Here is a 19,743-nt window from a genome sequence, read left to right as displayed (position 1 = left end):
TGGGACGTCGGGAAAGGATTTACGCCTCCAACATCCTACGGGGTCAGCTGGGCGCGGTCCGCATCGGCCAGTTTCTGCGCGGCCGTGGTGATGTTCCGTGCCATGGCCGGGAAGATCAGGCTGTGGAAGGGGAGGACGGCGAGCCAGTAGAGCCGTCCGCTCAGGCCCTTGGGAAAGAAAATGGCGCGCTGCCGGTAGCGGCTGCCACCGCCGTCGGGCTCAACGGACAGCTCCAGCCAGGCCCGTCCCGGCGCGCGCATCTCCGCCCGCAGCCGCAGGAGGCTGCCGTGTTCGATCTTCTCCACCCGCCACCAGTCCACTACTTCCCCCGCCACCAGCGTGTGCGGGTGCCGGCGGCCGCGGAGCAGGCCTGCGCCGCCGGTGAGTTTGTCCAGCCAGCCGCGGACCTGCCAGGCCAGGGGCAGCGAGTACCAGCCATTGCGTCCGCCGATGCCTTCGATGATGGTCCAGACATGGGCGGGATCCACGTCGCCGTGGAACGTCCGCTCGTCGATGTACACCTTGTGCCCGGCCCAGTCGGGGTCGCTGGGCAACGGATCGGAGTCGGCGCCGGCATTGGCCCACGTGGTTTCCACCTGGCCGTCCCGCTCCTTGCCCAGTGCCAGCGCCACCGCTGTCCGGTAAGGGGTCAGGCCGCCGTCGGGCTGCGGGATGTACTCGTCGACGTCGTGCTCGTTGGACACCGCGTCATGCTGCAACGACTGGACCAGCGGGACCGCCATGGACCACGGGATGGGCGTGGTCAGCGCCACCCAGATGCCTGCCAGCTTGGGCGCAGGGATGGGCAGCGCCAGCACCACCCGGTAGGGCAGGCCTGCTTCCGCAGAGTATTCCTGCATCATCCTGGCGTAGGTCAGCACCTGCCGGCAGCCGATATCGAACGTCCTGTTGATGGTGCCCTCCAGAGACGCGGCAGCAACCAGGTAGTACAGGACGTCCCGTACGGCGATAGCCTCGATCCGGTTGCGCACCCAGCTGGGCGCCGGCATCAGCGGCAGCGTTTCGGAGAGATGGCGGATCATTTCGAAGGATGCGGAGCCGGAACCGATCACCACGCCTGCCTGGAACACCACGGCGTCCACGGGGCTGTCCAGGAACACCTTGCCCACCGCCTCCCGGGACCGCATGTGGGTGGACAGCTCGACCCCTTGCGGGTGCAGGCCGCCCAGGTACACGATCCTGTGCACTCCCGCGTCGGCGGCAGCGTCCGCGGCGGTCCTGGCCATGGCCTTTTCCTTCGCTTCGAACCCGGCCCCGGCAGCCATGGAATGGACCAGGTAATAGAAGACGTCGACGCCGGCCAGGGCTTCGCGGAGGGCGTCGCCGTCGTCGAGGCTGCTTTGCACGACGTCCACGTTGTCCCGCCACGGGACACCGGCGATTTTCTCGGGGGAGCGGACCAGCACCTTCACGGTGTGGCCTGCCTCGAGCAGCCTGGGCACCAGCCGCCCGCCGATGTAGCCGGTAGCACCGGTCACGAGGACGGTCTTAGGTGTTGGCTGGGCACTCATTGCGGTCATGCTGGCTCCTGTTCGTCCCAAGCAATTCGCAGCGGCCGCCCATGAGGACGGCTGCCCGGCGAAAAGGCTGCGGAAATGGATCGGCATTGCCAGCCTAGATCCATTCCGGCGGTGATAGGCGCCGTGCCGCCATGTCGTTCCTGCGCGGTAGGCTGGGAGAACCCGGGATTCGCAGCGAATTTCGGGTTTTCGCGTTGCCTGCTTGTTTCGATGAACACCACAGGAGCTTCTGCCATGAGTCTTCCCGGCCAGTCCGCCGCCGGCACATCCAGCACGGGCAAGTCCGCCGCGCTCCCGACGCTGGACGGACTCCGCCGCGCCCTTGAACCGGACCAGACGTTCGCCCGGGTCCAGGCCGAGGCCGCCCGTGGCTTTGCCGTCCGCGGCCAGGATTACCAGATCAGTGCGCCCGCGGGCCTGCGCCCCGTGCTGCTGGCGGAGATGGCGGACGGCCTCGCCGCGGCCGCGGCAGAACAGTCCGCGGAGCCGGGCGTCGTGCTTGCCGTCACCGCCACCGGCCGTGAGGCGGAGGACCTGTCCGCAGCCCTGCGGGCCTACCTGCCTGCCGATTCGGTGGCCGAGTTCCCCAGTTGGGAGACCCTCCCGCACGAGCGGCTTTCGCCGCGTTCGGACACGGTGGGCCGCCGGCTGTCCGTGCTGCGCCGCCTGGCGCATCCGGAAAGCTCGACGGCGGCCCGGCTGCGCGTCGTCGTCGCGCCCGTCCGCGCCGTGGTCCAGCCCGTGGTGGCCGGCCTCGGCGACCTGGTCCCCGTCACCCTCAAGGTTGGCCAGGACGTTCCGTTCAGCAGCGTGGTGAAGAGCCTGGCGGACGCCGCCTACGCCAGGGTGGACATGGTGACGCACCGCGGCGAGTTCGCTGTCCGCGGCGGCATCATCGACGTCTTCCCGCCCACGGAGGACCATCCCATCCGCGTGGAGTTCTTCGGCGACGAGGTGGACCAGATGCGCTGGTTCGCGGTGGCTGACCAGCGCTCGCTGTCCGCCCCCGGCATCCACCACCCCACCGAACTGCACGCCCCGCCGTGCCGTGAAATCCTGATCACCCCCTCGGTGATGTCCCGCGCGGCCACGTTGAAATCCCAGCTTCCGGCCGCCGCCGACATGCTGGAGAAGATCGCCGGCGGCATCGCGGTGGAAGGCATGGAATCGCTGGCACCTGTCCTGGTGGATGCGATGGTTCCCTTCGTGGACCAGTTGCCGGCCGATTCCATCGCCGTGGTGATCGAACCCGAGAAGGTGCGCACCCGTGCGCACGACCTCGCTGCCACCAACGAAGAGTTCCTTGAGGCGGCGTGGTCCACCGCGTCCGACGGCGGGGCGGCACCCCTGGACCTCAGCTCACAGGCGTCGGCCGCGCTGCATTCGGCGAGCTTCCGGTCGCTGGCCGAAACCCGCGGCTCAGCCCTGGCGCACGGGGTCTCCTGGTGGTCCATCACCTCGCTGGCCCAGGATGCGGAGCTGCTGCCTGAGATCGACGTCCTGAACCTGCACGCCCGGGAACCCCGCGGCTACCAGGGCGACGTTGCGGAGATGATGGACTTCATCGGCTCCCACGTCCGCGACCAGTGGCGGATCGTGGTGGCTACCGAGGGCCCGGGGCCCGCGCAGCGCCTGGCGGAACTCTTCCACGAAAACGACATCCCCTGCGCCCGGGTGGACAGCCTGGACCACGAGCCCCAGGCCGGCATCATCGAAGTGACCACCGCCGCCGTCGGCCGCGGCTTTGTCCTGGACGGGCTCAAACTTGGCCTGCTCACCGAGGCCGACCTGCTGGGCCGTACCTCTGCCGGGTCCACCAAGGACATGCGGCGGATGCCCTCCAAGCGGCGCAACGCCGTCGACCCCCTGCAGCTGGTGGCGGGGGACCACGTGGTCCACGAACAGCACGGCATCGGCCGGTTCGTGGAACTCATCCAGCGCAAGGTGGCCGGCGGCGGCGACGGCGTCCGGGAATACCTGGTGCTGGAATACGCGCCCGCCAAGCGCGGCGCCCCCGGCGACCGTTTGTTCGTCCCCACGGACCAGCTGGACCAGGTGACCCGCTACGTTGGCGGCGACGCCCCGGTCCTGAGCAAGATGGGCGGCGCGGACTGGGCCAGCACCAAGTCCAAGGCCCGCAAGGCCGTCAAGGAGATCGCCGGTGAACTGATCCGGCTGTACTCGGCCCGCATGGCCTCCCGTGGGCACGCCTTCGCCCCCGACACCCCCTGGCAGCGCGAGCTGGAGGAAGCCTTCCCGTACGTGGAGACGCCGGACCAGCTGACCACCATCAACGAGGTCAAGGCGGACATGGAGCGGGAAATCCCCATGGACCGGCTGGTGTCCGGCGACGTGGGCTACGGAAAGACCGAAATTGCGGTGCGCGCTGCATTCAAGGCCGTGCAGGACGGCAAGCAGGTGGCCGTGCTGGTACCCACCACCCTGCTGGCCCAGCAGCACTACGAGACCTTCACCGAGCGGTTCTCCGGTTTCCCCCTGCGCGTCAAGCCGCTGTCCCGGTTCCAGTCCGCCAAGGAGTCCAAGGAAACCGCCGAGGGCGTCAAGAGCGGCGCCGTGGACGTGGTGATCGGCACCCACCGGCTGCTGTCCAAGGACTTCGAGTTCAAGGACCTGGGCCTGGTGATCGTTGACGAGGAACAGCGGTTCGGCGTGGAACATAAGGAAGCGCTGAAGAAGATGCGCACCAACGTGGACGTCCTGGCCATGAGCGCCACCCCGATTCCCCGCACACTGGAAATGTCCCTCACCGGCATCCGGGAAACCTCCACGCTGGCCACCCCGCCGGAGGAGCGGCACCCGGTGCTGACCTACGTTGGTCCGTACACGGACAAGCAGACCTCTGCCGCCATCCGCCGCGAGCTAATGCGCGAAGGGCAGGTGTTCCTGGTCCACAACCGGGTGTCCACCATCGAGCGGACCGCGGCGAAGATCCGCGAACTGGTCCCGGAAGCACGGGTTGAGGTGGCGCACGGCAAGATGTCCGAAAGCCGCCTGGAACAGATCATCGTGGACTTCTGGGAACGGCGCTTCGACGTCCTGGTGTGCACCACCATCATCGAGACCGGCCTGGACATCTCCAACGCAAACACGCTGATCGTGGACGGGGCGGACAAGTACGGCCTGTCCCAGCTGCACCAGCTCCGCGGCCGTGTGGGCCGTGGCCGGGAACGTGCCTACGCGTACTTCCTGTATCCCTCAGAGAAGCCCCTGGGCGAGGTGGCGCTGGAACGGCTCAAAGCCGTCGCCGCACACAACGAGCTCGGTGCCGGCATGCAGCTGGCCATGAAGGACCTGGAGATCCGCGGTGCCGGCAACCTGCTGGGCGGGGAACAGTCCGGCCACATCCAGGGGGTGGGTTTCGACCTGTACATCCGCCTGGTGGGCGAGGCCGTGGCGGACTTCCGCGGCGAAGCCGAAGAGAAGGCCGCGGAGATGAAGATCGAGCTGCCGGTCAACGCGCACCTGCCGCATGACTACGTTCCCGGCGAACGGCTGCGCCTGGAGGCCTACCGCAAGCTCGCCGCAGCCCTCACGAACGAGGCCATCGACGAGGTCCAGGCCGAGCTGGTGGACCGCTATGGCGAGCTGCCGCTGCCCGCGCAGAACCTGGTGGAGGTGGCGCGGTTCCGTGTCGCCGCCCGTGAGGCCGGCCTGTCCGACGTGGCGCTGCAGGGCAACTTCATCAAGTTCTCCCCGGCATCGCTCCCGGAGTCCAAGACCATGCGGCTGAACCGGATGTACCCCGGGTCACAGTCCAAGCCGGCCCTGGACGCCATCCTCATTCCCAAGCCCAAGACGGCACGGATCGGCGGCCGGGACCTCCAGGACGCCGAGATCCTGGAATGGGCCAACGGCGTCATCCGGAACATCTTTTCCGATGCCCCACTGGCGGTGAGTTAGCACTTGATGGGAGGACACCACGCCGCGTCGGGAGCCGCGGCGTGGGTAGCTGTTGCGTCCACCGGCCCGTACACGCTGGGCTGGTACCCGCTGGATCCCACCGGCATCCTGATCGGCGGCATGGCCACCGCGGGCACCGCACTGGTGTGCGACTGGGACCACCGGTCCAGCACGGTGGCCCATTCGCTGCCGCCGCTGTCCAACGTGATTGCGCGCGGCATTGAGAATGCCAGCGGCGGCCACCGGCAGGGAACGCACTCCATCCTCGGGGCGGCGTTCTTCGTCTTCCTGGCCGGCCTGGCATCGCAGGTCCACATGGACACGGGATGGGGGCGCCTCTCCGTCGGCGCCGGGCTGCTGTGCATGTTCCTGATCAACATCGCGGCGAAGGCACTGAAACTCTTTCCCAAGAGCGGCTTCATCTCCAACTGGATCTTCGCGCTGGTCATGGCCGGCCTGGTCACGGCCTACGCGCCGGAACAGTGGACCTGGCTGCCCACGTCGATGCTGATCGGAGTGGTGGTGCACATCGTCGGAGACCTCATCACCACCGGGGGAGTACCGCTGCTGTGGCCGCTGGTGGTCCGGCCGCCGAAAATGCTCCGCCGGCTGCCCCTGCTGCGGAACATCTGGCGCGCCAACGGCGCCCTGTCCGTGCCCCTGCTGGGCCGGGCCGGTTCCAAGCGGGAATGGCTGGTGCTGATCCCGGTGAGCGCCTACGCCATGGTGGGGATGACCATGGCCGGCTGGGCCATTGCCCAGCACCACTGGGGCCGCGTGGCGGCGGCCGCAGGCGCGTGGATCAGGCTCTGGTTCTAGCCGGGGGCACCAAGGCCACCAAATGAGGAAGGGACCCCGGACAGCGTCCGGGGTCCCTTCTTGTGCTGCTGTTCAGGCCTTTAGTGCTCGCCGGCCGAGTCGGAGCGGCCAAAGATGGTCTGCGGAAGCCAGAACGCCAGGGCGAAGAGGCCCAGGCAGACGGCCATGGGCCACGGGTTGCCCAGGGTGAGGAAGGACAGCGAGTAGATGGCACCCAGGAACAGGGCGAAGCAGATCACGAACAGGACCACGCTGGTGGCGAGGTTGTTTTCGTTCTGCGGGGTCCGGACGGTTTCCTTGTTGGACGCAGTGTCCCTGCTGGACGCGTTGATCTGGCTGGACATGTGTTCCTCCTCGGCCCCGCGGGGCTTGATCTGTGGCGGCTTCCGGCCAGGGTCAGTAAGCGGCTGAACCCTGTTCACCCTTGACGATGGCAATTCCGGAGCTGGCACCAATTCGTGTTGCACCTGCTGCAATCATAGCCTGCGCATCGGCAAGGGACCGTACGCCACCGGAGGCCTTGACCCCCACCTCCGGGCCCACGGTCCTGCGCATCAGGGCCACGTCCTGGACGGTGGCGCCCCCGCCGTTGAACCCCGTGGAAGTCTTCACGAAGTCGGCTCCGGCCTCCACGGCAGCCTGGCACGCCAGCACCTTCTGCTCATCCGTCAGGAGGGCTGTTTCGATGATGACTTTCAGGATGGCGCCGCCCGCGTGCACGGTCTCGGCTACCGCGGCGATGTCCTCGACGAGGGCGCCCTTGTCGTTGGCCCGGGCGGCAGCAATGTTGATCACCATGTCCACCTCCGCCGCGCCGTCCAGGACCGCGCCGCGGGCTTCGAACGACTTCACGTCCGTAGGAGTGGCCCCCAGGGGGAAGCCCACCACGGAGCACGTGAGGACACCCGAGCCCCTGAGGGCGGTGGTGACGGTCTTGACCCAGAGGGGATTGACGCAGACCGACTTGAACCGGTACTCGGCCGCCTCGGCGCAGACCTTCAGCACGTCAGCTTCCGAGGCCTCGGGCTTGAGCAGCGTGTGGTCAATGTAGGAGGCGATGTCCGCGGGGCCGGCCGGGTGGGCGGTGCCTGCGTGAACTGTGGCTTCGTTGCTCATGATGGTCCTCTCGGAGGGCCTTGTGGGCCCGGCGTTGACTCGGTTTCGGGAACCATCTTGTCACAGCGGGCCGCACCGCAGCAGGCCCCACGCGGAGGCACCGGGAGCACCGGGAGCGCCCGGCACGCCCGCAGCGGGGTACGGCCGCTCAGGCCGCCTGCAGGGCCGGCGCTTCCGCTGCCGCCGTCAGCAGCTGGGTGGCGCAGGCGCCTGCCGCCGAAGCCGCTGCCACCAGCAGCCCCAGCCGCACGCCGTCGAACGCTGCCGCGTCCCCGATGGCCCAGATCCCCGGAACAGACGTGCGGTAGTCCCGGCTGATCACGATGCCACCCCCGGCTGCGGTCTGCAGGCCCGCGCTGGCGGCCAGGCCATCGCGGGAGACCCGTTCCTCAGCCAGGACAACCAGGTCACCGGTCATGCTGCTGCCATCCTCGAAGACCACGGCGGACGCGGCAACCCGGGAGGCGGATGCACCGGATACGACCGCAGGGATGACGGCGGCGGGGCGGGCAGTGGTGCGGATGGGCCGCACACCCTTGGCCCGCAGAACCGCTTCGGCCTGTCCCGCCGCTGCTCCGGTGCCCACCAGGATCCCCACCGGGCGCCGCCCCAGCTCCCGAGCCACCTTCTGCACGCCCTTCGCGATGCGCGGTGCGTCATCGATGGTGGCATAGCTCAGGCACTGCGCGGCCCCGTCGACCGGGTTCGCCACGGGTGTGGAGCCGGTGGCGATGACCAGCTGGTCGTAGGCGAACTCCATGCCGTCAGCCGTTGCCACCGTGCGGTTGACCGCGTCGATGTGGCTGGCAGGCTGGCCAAAGCGTACGGAAACCTGGGGGAGCAGGGCCAGCTCCAGCAGTTCGTTGGGGGTGTCATCGCGGTTGCTCAGCACGGTGATGGTGCCGGTGAACCGGGCACGGTCCAGTTGCGCCACCAGGGCCTGCGCAGCGGGGCCGGCGCCGGCAATGACGATGCGGGTTGCGGTGGAGGTGGACGGTGAGGGTGCCGGAGCGGACATGTGCTGGCCCTTTCGCTGGCGGCCGGTAAGCGGCCGGAACTTCGTGATGGAACACAGCGTAGGCGCGCGTCTTTTCCGGGGTGTTTCCCTTCAGTTGCTGTTTAACGGGCCCATGTTCGCCAGTATTTACCGGCCGGTAACAGAACCCGTGACGCACCTCTCATTCGTCCGTCCGCCGACACAAAAGCCGCCGCGCCGGGCGCTGGGCGCCCGGCCGCGACCACTTAGACGCGGATCCGGTACCCGCGCTTGACCACGGTTTCGATCAGCTTGCCGTCCGGCAGCGAGGACCGCAGGCGGCTCACGGTCATGTCCAGCGCGTGGACGGAGCCGCGCAGTTCCAGCAGGTCGGACAGCGATTCGCGGGACAGGACCGCGCCGCCGGCGCCGAGCAGGGCACGCAGGAGCAGCAGGGGAGCCGGTGCCAGTTCCACTTGCTGGCCGTCGATGCGCAGGCTCCGGCCCCGAAGCTCAATGCTCCCGGAGCGGGTCTCCAGCCGCCGGACGTGGTTCAGTGCCAGGTGCTCGCACACCAGCCGGATGAGGGCGCCCATCCGGAACCGCTCCGGGATGAGCGGCGTGATGCCGGCGTCCAGGAGGGGCTGGGCCGTGACGGGACCCACCACGGCCGTGGTGACGTTCAGTTTCAGGCTCTCCACCAGCTGCTTGTAGAGCCCCATCTCATGGGCCGTGCTCCACATGGCGTCCACGGCGGGGGCGCTGGTGAAGGTCAGGACGTCCAGGTTGCCGGTGCAGGCGGCGTCGATCAGCCGCGGAAGCCTGTCCTCGCCGTCGGGCTTGACCCAGCGGTAGGGCGTGACTGTCAGGACCGTGGCGCCGGACATGCGCAGGCGCTCGATTTGCCGCACATCGGTGTAGCCGTGCAGCTGCATGGCAACGGTTTTGCCGCGGACGCCCTCGGTGAGCAGCATATCCACCAGGGTGGAGGTGGTTTCGTCGCTGCTGATGCCGACGTCGGCAAGGCCCGCCGCGCGCACCGCACCGCGGGCTTTCGGTCCCCGGACGAACATGCGGCAGCTGCCCAGCGTCTCCAGCAGCTCGTCGCCGATCCCGAAGGAATCCGCTGCCTCGCACCAGCGGCGCATGCCATACGCGGTGGTGGCGATGCAGAGATCGGGTTTGGCCGCGATGATGGCCCGGGTGTCCTCGATGAGGCGCATGTCCTCCTGGACGGGGGCGATCTTCAGTGCGGGGGCGTGCAGCACTTCGGCGCCGCGCCGTTCCAGGGCCTCGATCAGGTCGCGGGACCGCCGGTCCGAGGTGACGCCGATGCGGAATCCCTCCAGCGGCGACTCCGCGGCGTCTGTGGATTCTTCAGCCTGCGGTGATTCGGCCGGTGCAAGTGCAGTCATGGGGGTCAATCCTTTCATGATCCCAGCAGCGAGGCCGCCAGCCGGTCCAGGTCGGCGACGGCAGCGGCGTGCTGCTGGTTGGCTTCAGCCACCCGCACTACCTCACCGATCACCAGCACGGCAGGGTTGCTGCAGCCGGCCGCGGCAGAGGTGATGGTGCCCAGATCGGCGATGGTGGTGCGCTGGCCCGGCCGGTATCCGCGTTCCACCACTGCCATGGGCATGTCCGGGCGCATCCCGGCACGGCGGAGGCCGGCGGCGAGCTGGTGGAGGGTGCCGATGCCCATGAGCACCACGATGGTGCCGCCCAGGCCGGCCAGGTGGTGGTGCTCTTTTTCGGTCAGCGGGGCATGTCCGGAAACCACCGTGAACATATGGCTGACTTCCCGGTGGGTGACCGGGATGCCAGCAGCGGCGGGCACCGAGATGGCGCTGGTCACGCCGGACACCACCTGGACCTGGACGCCGGCGGCCACGCAGGCGGCTACTTCCTCGCCTCCGCGGCCGAATACGTAGGGGTCCCCGCCCTTGAGGCGGACCACATTGTTCCCGGCCAGTGCACTTTCCACCATCAGCTTTTCGATATCCGACTGGCTGACCTTGTGGTGCCCCGGCTTCTTCCCCACATCCACGAGTTCCGCGGACGTCAGCAGCGGCAGTTCCTGGTACGGAGCGAGGCGGTCATAAAACACCACGTCCGCATCGCGCAGCGCCTTGACGGCGGCCACGGTGAGGAGGTCGCTGGTGCCCGGCCCGCCCCCTACCAGGGTGACGTGCCCGGCGGCACCGGCGGCAGGTTCGGCAGCGACCGGGATGCCTGCGTCCCGGCAGCGGTCCAGGAGGCCGGCCCAGCCGGGCTGCCCGTCCTCGACGGCGGCCACCAGGAACAGTCCTTTCGGCAGCGGGGCGCCCTGGGCGGCATGCGGGCTGGTGAGGCGGTGGACGACGGCGCCCGCGGCTTTGTACCGCCGCACCGCCTGCCGCGCGGCAGCAGGGGTGCCGGTCACCAGGACGTCCCGGCCGGTGAGGTCGATACTGAGCTGCATGGTTATGCCTCGTTTCCAGGGGTGGTCGTGGTGGTGCGGACCGGGATGGAGGACCCGATCAGGACCTTTCCCTTTTCTTCGGGAGTGGCGGGGCGCATCTGGCCGCGCTCGTCCGGGACGAAGGTGATGGAATCGTCCTTTTGGTCGGGGGCGTTGACGAAGGAGCGGAACCGGCGCAGGCGCTCGGGGTCCTTCAGGGTGTCGGCCCATTCGTCGACGTAGGTGTCCACGTGCTTGGCCATGGCAGCCTCGAGCTCTGCGGCGATGCCCAGCGTGTCCTTGACCACCACGTCCTCCACGTGCTTGATGCCGCCGTCGAGCTCTTCCTGCCACCGGGCGGTGCGCTGCAGGCGGTCGGCGGTGCGGATGTAGTACATGAAGTAGCGGTCGATGTACTTGATCAGGGTCTCGTCGTCCAGGTCCTTGGCCAGCAGCTGTGCGTGCGCCGGCGTGGCACCGCCATTGCCGCCCACATAGAGGTTCCAGCCGTCGGCGGTGGCGATCACGCCCACGTCCTTGCCGCGCGCCTCGGCGCATTCGCGGGCGCAGCCGGAGACGCCCATCTTGAGCTTGTGCGGGCTCCGCAGGCCGCGGTACCGCAGCTCCAGCTGGATGGCCATGGCCACGGAGTCCTGGACACCGAACCTGCACCAGGTGGAACCGACGCAGGACTTCACCGTGCGCAGGCTCTTGCCGTACGCCTGGCCGGACTCGAAGCCGGCGTCCACCAGTTCCTTCCAGATCTCCGGGAGCTGTTCGAGCCGGGCGCCGAACATGTCGATCCGCTGGCCGCCGGTGATCTTGGTGTACAGGCCGTACTTTTCGGCGACGGCGGCTATTACTCCGAGCTTCTTCGGGGTGATCTCGCCACCGGCGATGCGGGGGACCACCGAGTAGGTGCCGTCCTTCTGCATGTTCGCCAGGGCACGGTCGTTGGTGTCCTGCAGGGTTCCGCGGCCGGCGTCCAGCACGTAGGCGCTGTTCTGGCTGGCCAGGATGTTGGCAATGGTGGGCTTGCAGATGTCGCAGCCCGCGCCGGTGCCGTACTTGGCCATGATCTCCTCGAAGGAGGTCAGCCCCAGGACACGGATGGCGTCGAAGAGTTCTTGCCGGGACAGTTCGATGTGCTCGCACAGGGCCTTGGAAACCTCGACGCCGGACTTGGTCAGCTCAGTTTCCAGCAGCTTCTTCAACATCGGCACGCAGGAACCGCACTGGGTGCCGGCACGGGTGCAGCCCTTCAGCTCGCCCAGCTCCTGGACGGGGGCGTTGCCCTCGCAGGCGCCGCAGCCGTTGATGGTGTCCCTGATGGTTCCCGCGGTGACGTTGTTGCAGGAGCAGAGGGTGGCGTCGTCCGGCAGTTCGGTTTCCGGAGCGTCCCCGCCGCCGGCCGCGCTGAGGAACGCGCCGGGCTCGGCGGGAAGTTCGCGGCCCAGGAGCGGGCGCAGGCTCATGTACGGGGAGGCGTCGCCCACGAAGATGCCGCCCAGGAGGGTCTTCGCGTCGTCGGTGGTCACGATCTTCTGGTACACGCCGCGGGCGGGGTCGGCGTAGACGATTTCGAGGGCATGTTCGGTGCGGGCGAAGGCATCGCCGAAGCTGGCAACGTCCACGCCTGAGAGCTTGAGCTTGGTGGCCGTGTCGAAACCCGGGAAGGTGGCGTCGCCGCCGTGGAGCCGGTCGGCCACAATCTCGGCCATGGTGTTGGCGGGCGCCACCAGGCCCAGGCACATGCCGCCGAAGTTGGCCACTTCGCCAATGGCCCAGATGCCCGGTACTTCGGTGGCGCAGTAATCGTTGATGACCACCCCGCCGCGGGGGCCCAGGCTGAAGAGCTGGTCTTCGCCCTCGGCGGCGCGGAAGAGTTCGTCGCGGGGTTTGACGCCGACGGCGACAATCACCAGGTCTGCCGGGATGACGCGTTCGTCAGCCATGAGCACTCCGGTGACCTGGCCGTCGTCGTCCGCCAAAATCTCGGAAGGGAACACACCGCCGTGGACCTCGAAGCCTTTCGCCTCGATGAGCCGGCCCAGGGCCTGGCCCGCACCCTCGTCCAGCTGGGTGTTCATCAGCCAGGGAGCCCCGTTGATGACGACGGGGGTGGCGCCGAGCTGCTCGGTGCCGGCGGCCGACTCAAGGCCCAGGAGTCCGCCGCCGATGGTCACCGCGTTGATCTTGCGGCCGAGCTTTGCGGTGAGTTCGGCGATGGCCTTGTTGATGGCCCACACGTCCTCAAGCGTCCGGTACACGTGGGCGTGCTCAGCACCGGGGATGGGCAGGCGTACGGCGTCCGAGCCCGTGGCCACCACCAGCTGGTCGTACTCGTAGCTGTGGCCGGCGGCGGTTTCCACGCTCTTTGTTTCCGGATTGATCTTCACCACGCGCTCGCCGGTCTTCAGGACCAGCGAGCCGTGGTCCCACATGGAGGCGGTGCCCAGGGTGAGGTCCACCCCGGCATCGGTGAGGGCCTTGGAAAGTGCCACCCGGTCGTAGGGGAGGTGGGCTTCCTCGGTGAGGACCGTGACATGCCAGCCGTCGAGGCCGCGGGCATGCATGGCGTCCGCAAAACGGTGGGCCGCTGGGCCGCCGCCGGCGACGACGATGCGGCGCGGAGTCTCTGTGCTTGAAGTCTGTTCGGTCACTGTGGGCCTTTCGCATGGGCCGCAGACGGTGCTCTGCAGCTTGTGCATCCAGCCTAGGAAGGGGCAGTTTCGCCTCAGTTTCCCAATTGTTTCGTCAACTTAACTTCTGCATCACGAACGCATTTCCGCCCGCGTTAGGTCTCTTTTACGCGCCGGACACATTCACCGCACCCCTTTGAAACACCCGGACCCTAGCGTGGGACACGGCCGCAAAAGCTGCCAATGCAAGGGACAACAGGCACAGGGAAAGGAGCCGGACATGACGGCAACACTTGAACTTGGGGCGCTCGCCGCCGAATCAGACACCGCCGGGTTCGGGACCGGCTGGCACCGTGTCTGCATGGTGGATGACCTCGAACCGGCATGGGGCGAGGCCGCCCTGGTGGCAGGCCGCCAGGTGGCACTGTTCCGCACCGGCCCCAGCGAAGTCTTCGCCGTGGCGCATGAGGACCCCGCCACCGGAGCCCACGTCATGGCCCGCGGTATCCTCGGCTCCAAGGGCACCCGCCCCACGATCGCCTCGCCGCTGCACAAGGAGGTCTACGATCTGGAGACCGGTGAATGCTTCACCACTCCGGGCCTGCGGCTGGCAGCGTTCAGCACCCGTGTCAGGGACGGCTTCGTCGAGGTGGAGCTCTAGGATTTTCCGCAGGGTAAGGGCGCGCCGAAGAGGCACGCCCTTTCCCCGGTTAAAGTCCCAGCGCCTCGCTCACGTCGTGGAGGACTTCATCGAGGGAGGCGCGTGCCGCCTGGCGTGCCGCCGGCAGTTCCGCGGCGGAGCCCACCTGGTGGATGACTTCCAGGTAGCACTTGAGTTTGGGCTCGGTGCCGCTGGGCCGGATGATCACGCGGGTCAGGTTCCGGGTGATGTAGAGCAGGCCCTCCGTGGGCGGCAACTGCGCGCTGCCTTCGGCCAGGTCCGTGAACACCTCCACCGCTGACTGCCCGAACGACTCCGGCGGGGAAACCCTGAGGCGGTTCATCATGGCGTCCAGCAGTCCCAGGTCCGCAACCCTGATGCTCAGCTGGTCACTGGCATGCAGGCCGTGCTGGAGGTACAGCTCGTCCAGGGTGTCGAAGACCGTCTTGCCCGCGGCCTTGGCGGTGGCAGCGAGTTCGGCAATCAGGACTGCGGCGGAAATGCCGTCCTTGTCCTTCACCTGCTCCGGCGCCACGCAGTAGCCCAGCGCCTCCTCATACCCGTAGACCAGCCCGGGCACCCGCGAAATCCACTTGAATCCGGTCAGCGTTTCCTCATGGTCGAGTCCGGCGGCGGCGGCGATGCGCGCCAGTAGGCGGGAGGACACAATCGAATTGGCGAACACACGGCGGCCGTCAGCCTCCGCAAGGGAGTCGCCGTCCGCGAGCCGGGCCACCATGTGGGCGCCCAGCAGGGACCCCACTTCGTCCCCGCGGAGCATGCGCCACGCGCCGGTGTCGGGGTCCTTGGCCGCCACGGCAGCCCTGTCGGCGTCGGGGTCATTGGCGATGACCAGGTCGGCGTCCAGCCGCGCCGCTGCCTCCAGGGCAAGGTCCAGTGCGCCGGGTTCCTCCGGGTTGGGGAAACTGACGGTGGGGAAATCGGGGTCCGGATCGGCCTGCTCGGCCACCACAGTGACATCCGTGAAACCTGCCGCCTTGAGCACTTCCAGCGCCGTCCCGCCGCCGACGCCGTGCAGCGGCGTCAGGACAATCCGGAGATCGCGGGCCGGAAAGCGCTCCGGCATGGCGAGTGCCGCCGTCGCCCGCTGGTACTCGGCGGCGATGGAGCCGTCAAGGACGGTCCATCCGTCTCCTGCCAGCGCTATGGACTCCAGCGGCCCCACGGCGCTGATGCGCGCGGCGATTTCGGCATCGTACGGCGCCACGATCTGGGCGCCGTCGCCCTCTGCCGTTACCGCGTGCCGCCCCAGGTACACCTTGTACCCGTTGTCCTGCGGCGGGTTGTGGCTGGCGGTGACCATGACGCCGCCGTCGCACTCCAGGGCGCGGACAGCGTAGGCCAGCAGGGGAGTGGGGAGGGCTGCCGGCAGCAGGAAGGTCTCGATGCCGGCCGCGGTGAAGATCGCCGCCGTTTCCGCGGCGAAAATATCCGAGTTGTACCGGGCGTCATAGCCGACGACGGCACGCGGCCGGGTGCCGGCCGCCGCCTTGGCCACGGCGTCCACCAGGAACGCCGCGAGTCCCGCTGCAGCCCGGCGGACCACCACCCGGTTCATCCGGTTTGGGCCGGGGCCCAGCGCGGCCCGCAGTCCCGCAGTGCCGAACTGCAGTGTGCCGCGGAAGCTGTCTTCCAGTTCCTGCCGGGCCGCGGGATCGCCATCCTCCACGAGGCGGACCAGCTCGAGGAGCGACGCCTTCGTTGCGGGATCCGGGTCTTGGGCAGCCCATTCGCGGGCTTCGGTGAGCAGGCGAAGTTCGGCATCGGAAGACGTCATGGGCATAACGCTATCGTCATTGCCCGCCCACGTGGCGCACCCCGGGCGCCTGACCCGTTAGAGCCGGGCGATGATGTCAGCCAGCAGCCTGGAAATGCGCGGGCCCGCTGCCTGGCCGGACTCGATGACTTCCTGGTGGCTGAGCGGCTGGGGGCTGATGCCTGCCGCAAGGTTGGTGACCAGCGAAATGCCGAACACCTCCATGCCGGCATGACGGCCTGCGATGGCCTCAAGCGCCGTCGACATCCCGATGAGGTCCGCGCCGATCCGCTTGGCATACTGCACCTCCGCCGGGGTCTCATAGTGCGGGCCGGGGAACTGTGCGTACACGCCCTCGTCCAGGGTGGGGTCCACTTCCCGGGCCAGCCCGCGGATTCGCGGCGAATACAGGTCCGTCAGGTCCACGAACGTAGCGCCTTCCAGCGGGGAGGCGGCGGTGAGGTTGATGTGGTCTTTGATCAGCACCGGGGTGCCGGGGGCCCAGTCCTCGTTGAGGCCGCCGCAGCCGTTGGTGAGGACGAGGGTGCTGCATCCGGCAGCCGCAGCGGTCCGGATGCCGTGCACCACGGCGCGGACGCCCCTGCCCTCGTAGTAGTGGGTGCGCGCGCCCAGGACCAGGGCGCGCTTGCCGGACGTGGTCAGCACGGAGCGGATGGTGCCAACGTGGCCTTCCACGGCGGGGGCGTGGAAGCCGGGAACTTCCTCGGCGGACAGCGTGGCGGTGGTCTCGCCGATCAGGTCTGCGGCCTCGCCCCACCCGGAACCGAGAACCAGGGCGGTGTCATGGCGGTCCACTCCGGTTTCTTCCGCAATGTAGTCCGCGGCGGCGCGGGCGGCGGCGAACGGGTCCGTGTTCAGGAAGTCTGTTGTACTCACCAGTACAAGTTATCCTGCCGCCCACGTTGCCCCGGTCACGGCAGGCCCGGAAAGCACCCTGATTTCTTGGTGGTCGGGCCGTAAATGGGAGAGAATGGATGACTGTGACTACGCATCCAGATTTCAGTTCCCCCCGGATCGCAATCCTGGGAGGTGGTCCCGGCGGATACGAAGCTGCCATGGTGGCCGCCTCTTTGGGGGCGACCGTTACCGTCATCGAACGTGCCGGGCTCGGTGGATCCGCGGTGCTGACCGACGTAGTCCCCTCCAAGACCCTCATTGCCACGGCCGACCTCATGACCCGCGTCGCGGAAGCCGGCGAGCTGGGGGTGAAGTTCGACGTCGACGGCGGCGACTTCGTCCCGGTCATGCGCGCCGACCTCAAGCACATCAACGACCGCCTCCTTAACCTGGCCCGCAACCAGTCCCGGGACATCCGCGACGGCCTGGAGAAACAGGGCGTGCGCATCATCGAAGGCTCCGGCCGGCTCCTGGACAGCCACCGGATCGAAGTCCTGACCGTGGACGGCACCGAAACCGTCGAAGCCGACACCATCCTGCTGGCGGTAGGCGCGCACCCCCGCGAGCTGGAAACGGCCCGCCCGGACGGCGAACGGATCCTGAACTGGACGCAGATCTACAACCTCGACGAGCTGCCCGAGGAGCTCATTGTGGTGGGGTCCGGCGTCACCGGCGCCGAATTCGCGTCCGCCTACAACGGCCTGGGTTCCAAGGTCACCCTGGTCTCCAGCCGTGACCGTGTGCTGCCCGGCTCAGACGTTGACGCCGCAGTGGTCCTGGAGGAAGTCTTTGAACGCCGCGGTGTGCGGGTCCTGTCCCGCTCCCGCGCCCAGACCGTGGAACGCACGGACGATGGCGTGGTGGTCACCCTCTCCAACGGCACCAAGGTGACCGGCAGCCACTGCCTCCTGTGCCTTGGCTCCATCCCCAACACTGCCGGGATTGGCCTTGAGGAGGCCGGCGTGGCCGTGAGCGAAAGCGGCCACATCAAGGTCGACGGCGTCTCCCGGACCACGGCCCCGAACATTTACGCCGCCGGTGACTGCACCGGCGTCCTGCCGCTGGCCTCCGTGGCCGCCATGCAGGGCCGGATCGCGGTGGCGCACTTCATGGGCGACGGCGTCACCCCGCTCAAGCTCCACCAGGTGGCCTCCAACATCTTCACCTCACCGGAAATCGCGAACGTGGGCGTCTCCGAAGCCGAGATCGAGTCGGGCAAGTACCAGGCCGACGTCATCAAGCTCTCCCTGCGCAGCAATGCCCGCGCCAAGATGCGCAACGCCAAGGACGGGTTCGTGAAGATCTTCGCCCGGAAGGGCTCCGGCACGGTGATCGGCGGCGTGGTGGTCGGACCCAATGCCTCGGAGCTGATCTTCCCCATTTCCATCGCGGTCAAGCAGAAGCTGCACGTGGACGACGTCGCCAGCACGTTTACGGTGTACCCGTCGCTCACCGGATCCATCTCCGAGGCAGCCCGCCGCCTGCACGTCCACATGTAAGGGCCGAAGGGCCCGCATTCGGCGGGCGTTCGGTTGTTACACTCTGCCCATGATTGGGCTTCCCCTTGCGGGAAACGCGCTGGTGCATGCCGGCATGGTGGGGCTGGGCATCGGTGCAGCCCTCCTGTTCTACGCCTATGAGAAGCGCCGCCGTGGCCTCACCGACCCCCGCTTGTGGCCCATCGCCGGTTTCGCCGTAGCCTTTGGCGGTATCGGTTCCCGCGTGCTCACCTGGGACGTATCCCGGCAGGTGTCCCTGGCGGACTGGTGGGGCAACGGTGACCGGAGCATCCTTGCGGGACTGGTGGGGGCGTGGTTCGGCGTCCACCTTGGCAAACGGCTGACAGGTTACAGGGAGTCCACGGGAGACCTGCTGGCGCCTGCGGTGGCCCTGGCCTTGGTTGTCGGGCGGGTGGGCTGCCTGCTCACCGAGCTCCCGGGCACTCCCACCGGCGGATCCTGGGGCATTATCCTCACCCCTGCCCAGGCTGCGCTGGCCGGTGCCCCGGCGGGAGTGGCACTCCATCCGTCCTTCGCCTACGAGATCGCCTTCCATCTGGCCGCCTTCGCCCTGATGTGGCGTTACCGGGACGCCCTGCCCCATCCCGGTGACCTCTTCATCTGTTTCGTCAGCGCCTACGCCGTCTTCAGGTTCTTCGTCGAGTTCGTCCGGGGAAACGAGGTCCTCTGGCTTGGTTTGAGCCGCCCCCAACTGTTCCTGCTGGCGGTCCTGCCTCTCCTGGCCTGGCGCGTCCGGCGCGTGTTCAGGAAGCCCGTCCGCCCTGCGCTGGAAGGAACCGTGGCATGAGCGACGAAACCCCGGATGGGCCACTGCAGCCACCGCGGCGGGACGACGCCCAGGACAACGAACCACGGGGCGGATCGCTGGGGCTCGGCGCCGTGGTTGGCGCCGTGGCGCTGTACGCGGTCTACGTCCTGGGAACCATGGCCCAGGGGCCCTATGCCTGGGCCGCCAGCGTCCTCGCCGTGCCGGCCCCGTTCATCCCCATCGTCCTGTACCTGGCCGTGGCGATCGTGCTTGCAGTACGGCGCCGGACGGCGCTCTGGGGTGCAGGGCTGCTGATCGGCCTGGGCGCTTTCGTCCTGCTCGGCGGCGGCCTCTGCATCGGCTTCCTTGTCCAGGTCCGGGCCTGACATGGACGATGACCGGCAAGTTCCGCCCCCTCCGAAGGAGCCCCACCGCCCGGGACAGCAGCGGGAACCACGGCGAGGCTACCTGGGCCCGGGGCTCTCATTTGGGGCTTTGGCGTTGTACATCCTCTACCTCTGGGCAACAATCGGCGTCGGTGCGCCGAATTCCTGGGCGACCAGCATCCTGGCCGGCCCCGCAGCCTTCGTCCCCATCGCCGTCTACCTGGGACTGGGCATTGCCCTTGCCGTCCGCCCCGGCACCGCGAGGACCGGGGCGGGGA

Annotated in this window: 15 protein-coding genes; 6 read left to right on the top strand and 9 right to left on the bottom strand. The window is 68.3% G+C overall.

All coding sequences use genetic code 11. From position 1 onward, the window contains the following. Window positions 1-35 precede the first annotated feature (35 nt). Window positions 36-1,541: an SDR family oxidoreductase gene (locus BACI349Y_RS13205; RefSeq protein ID WP_159632485.1), complete on the bottom strand. Its 1,506-nt coding sequence runs from the start codon at window positions 1,539-1,541 to the stop codon at window positions 36-38. Window positions 1,542-1,775: 234 nt separating this feature from the next. Between BACI349Y_RS13205 and mfd the strand changes: the two genes are divergently transcribed. Both mfd and BACI349Y_RS13195 read left to right on the top strand, forming a co-directional pair. Next, window positions 1,776-5,462 (top strand): transcription-repair coupling factor, encoded by a 3,687-nt coding sequence (mfd, locus tag BACI349Y_RS13200; RefSeq protein WP_201302443.1) that lies wholly within the window; start codon window positions 1,776-1,778, stop codon window positions 5,460-5,462. A 6-nt stretch (window positions 5,463-5,468) separates the two neighbouring features. Beyond that, window positions 5,469-6,281 (top strand): metal-dependent hydrolase, encoded by an 813-nt coding sequence (locus BACI349Y_RS13195; protein ID WP_159632484.1) that lies wholly within the window; start codon window positions 5,469-5,471, stop codon window positions 6,279-6,281. A gap of 80 nt (window positions 6,282-6,361) precedes the next feature. Here BACI349Y_RS13195 and BACI349Y_RS13190 read toward each other — a convergent pair whose 3' ends face one another. From BACI349Y_RS13190 to nirB, 6 genes are all read right to left on the bottom strand, one after another. Continuing rightward, window positions 6,362-6,625, bottom strand: a complete 264-nt coding sequence (locus BACI349Y_RS13190; RefSeq protein ID WP_159632483.1) for a hypothetical protein — start codon at window positions 6,623-6,625, stop codon at window positions 6,362-6,364. Between the two features lie 52 nt (window positions 6,626-6,677). Further along, complete coding sequence (gene deoC, locus BACI349Y_RS13185; protein ID WP_159632482.1) at window positions 6,678-7,397, bottom strand: deoxyribose-phosphate aldolase; 720 nt, start codon at window positions 7,395-7,397, stop codon at window positions 6,678-6,680. Window positions 7,398-7,545: 148 nt separating this feature from the next. Continuing rightward, a complete protein-coding gene (locus BACI349Y_RS13180; protein WP_159632481.1) occupies window positions 7,546-8,415 on the bottom strand; it encodes an FAD-dependent oxidoreductase in 870 nt (289 codons plus the stop codon). A 224-nt stretch (window positions 8,416-8,639) separates the two neighbouring features. Continuing rightward, window positions 8,640-9,788 (bottom strand): uroporphyrinogen-III synthase, encoded by a 1,149-nt coding sequence (locus BACI349Y_RS13175; protein WP_159632480.1) that lies wholly within the window; start codon window positions 9,786-9,788, stop codon window positions 8,640-8,642. 14 nt (window positions 9,789-9,802) lie between these two features. After that, window positions 9,803-10,834, bottom strand: coding sequence for a uroporphyrinogen-III C-methyltransferase (gene cobA / locus BACI349Y_RS13170; protein ID WP_159632479.1), 1,032 nt, complete (start codon window positions 10,832-10,834; stop codon window positions 9,803-9,805). A gap of 2 nt (window positions 10,835-10,836) precedes the next feature. Next, the gene (gene nirB / locus BACI349Y_RS13165) at window positions 10,837-13,476 is read right to left on the bottom strand and encodes a nitrite reductase large subunit NirB (protein WP_159632478.1); all 2,640 of its coding nucleotides are present in this window, start codon (window positions 13,474-13,476) and stop codon (window positions 10,837-10,839) included. Between the two features lie 259 nt (window positions 13,477-13,735). On the opposite strand from nirB, the gene nirD reads away from it, so the two are divergent. Beyond that, window positions 13,736-14,116 carry a nitrite reductase small subunit NirD gene (gene nirD, locus BACI349Y_RS13160; RefSeq protein WP_159632477.1) on the top strand — a complete coding sequence of 127 codons (381 nt, stop codon included), beginning with the start codon at window positions 13,736-13,738 and terminating at the stop codon, window positions 14,114-14,116. Window positions 14,117-14,165: 49 nt separating this feature from the next. Here the strand turns inward: nirD and BACI349Y_RS13155 are convergent, their stop codons facing one another. Together BACI349Y_RS13155 and BACI349Y_RS13150 are read right to left on the bottom strand one after the other, a co-directional pair. Further along, window positions 14,166-15,914 (bottom strand): phospho-sugar mutase, encoded by a 1,749-nt coding sequence (locus tag BACI349Y_RS13155; protein WP_201302442.1) that lies wholly within the window; start codon window positions 15,912-15,914, stop codon window positions 14,166-14,168. 57 nt (window positions 15,915-15,971) lie between these two features. Further along, window positions 15,972-16,790 (bottom strand): purine-nucleoside phosphorylase, encoded by an 819-nt coding sequence (locus BACI349Y_RS13150; protein ID WP_159632475.1) that lies wholly within the window; start codon window positions 16,788-16,790, stop codon window positions 15,972-15,974. A 104-nt stretch (window positions 16,791-16,894) separates the two neighbouring features. Between BACI349Y_RS13150 and BACI349Y_RS13145 the strand changes: the two genes are divergently transcribed. From BACI349Y_RS13145 to BACI349Y_RS13135, 3 genes are read left to right on the top strand one after another with little or no spacing between them, the layout of a single operon-like run. Further along, window positions 16,895-18,310, top strand: a complete 1,416-nt coding sequence (locus BACI349Y_RS13145) for an NAD(P)H-quinone dehydrogenase (protein ID WP_159632474.1) — start codon at window positions 16,895-16,897, stop codon at window positions 18,308-18,310. A gap of 49 nt (window positions 18,311-18,359) precedes the next feature. Continuing rightward, window positions 18,360-19,118, top strand: coding sequence for a prolipoprotein diacylglyceryl transferase (locus BACI349Y_RS13140; protein WP_159632473.1), 759 nt, complete (start codon window positions 18,360-18,362; stop codon window positions 19,116-19,118). After that, window positions 19,115-19,465 carry a hypothetical protein gene (locus BACI349Y_RS13135; RefSeq protein ID WP_159632472.1) on the top strand — a complete coding sequence of 117 codons (351 nt, stop codon included), beginning with the start codon at window positions 19,115-19,117 and terminating at the stop codon, window positions 19,463-19,465. Before BACI349Y_RS13140 ends, BACI349Y_RS13135 begins: the two co-directional genes overlap by 4 nt. The last annotated feature ends 278 nt before the right edge of the window (window positions 19,466-19,743 follow it).

The sequence above is a fragment of the Arthrobacter sp. 8AJ genome, from assembly GCF_902506025.1.
GTDB lineage: Bacteria > Actinomycetota > Actinomycetes > Actinomycetales > Micrococcaceae > Arthrobacter.
The sequence above is the reverse complement of the archived record's forward strand: the minus strand, read 5'-3'. Positions and strand labels throughout refer to the sequence as shown.

What these genes read in the sequence shown, in the direction of transcription:
- mfd (WP_201302443.1), top strand. Translation starts at nt 1,776, where the DNA reads ATGAGTCTTCCCGGCCAGTCCGCCGCCGGCACATCCAGCACGGGCAAG.
- BACI349Y_RS13135 (WP_159632472.1), top strand. Translation starts at nt 19,115, where the DNA reads ATGAGCGACGAAACCCCGGATGGGCCACTGCAGCCACCGCGGCGGGAC.
- BACI349Y_RS13180 (WP_159632481.1), bottom strand. Translation starts at nt 8,415, where the DNA reads ATGTCCGCTCCGGCACCCTCACCGTCCACCTCCACCGCAACCCGCATC.
- BACI349Y_RS13205 (WP_159632485.1), bottom strand. Translation starts at nt 1,541, where the DNA reads ATGACCGCAATGAGTGCCCAGCCAACACCTAAGACCGTCCTCGTGACC.
- BACI349Y_RS13190 (WP_159632483.1), bottom strand. Translation starts at nt 6,625, where the DNA reads ATGTCCAGCCAGATCAACGCGTCCAGCAGGGACACTGCGTCCAACAAG.
- BACI349Y_RS13175 (WP_159632480.1), bottom strand. Translation starts at nt 9,788, where the DNA reads ATGACTGCACTTGCACCGGCCGAATCACCGCAGGCTGAAGAATCCACA.
- nirD (WP_159632477.1), top strand. Translation starts at nt 13,736, where the DNA reads ATGACGGCAACACTTGAACTTGGGGCGCTCGCCGCCGAATCAGACACC.
- BACI349Y_RS13140 (WP_159632473.1), top strand. Translation starts at nt 18,360, where the DNA reads ATGATTGGGCTTCCCCTTGCGGGAAACGCGCTGGTGCATGCCGGCATG.
- BACI349Y_RS13195 (WP_159632484.1), top strand. Translation starts at nt 5,469, where the DNA reads ATGGGAGGACACCACGCCGCGTCGGGAGCCGCGGCGTGGGTAGCTGTT.
- cobA (WP_159632479.1), bottom strand. Translation starts at nt 10,834, where the DNA reads ATGCAGCTCAGTATCGACCTCACCGGCCGGGACGTCCTGGTGACCGGC.
- BACI349Y_RS13155 (WP_201302442.1), bottom strand. Translation starts at nt 15,914, where the DNA reads ATGACGTCTTCCGATGCCGAACTTCGCCTGCTCACCGAAGCCCGCGAA.
- deoC (WP_159632482.1), bottom strand. Translation starts at nt 7,397, where the DNA reads ATGAGCAACGAAGCCACAGTTCACGCAGGCACCGCCCACCCGGCCGGC.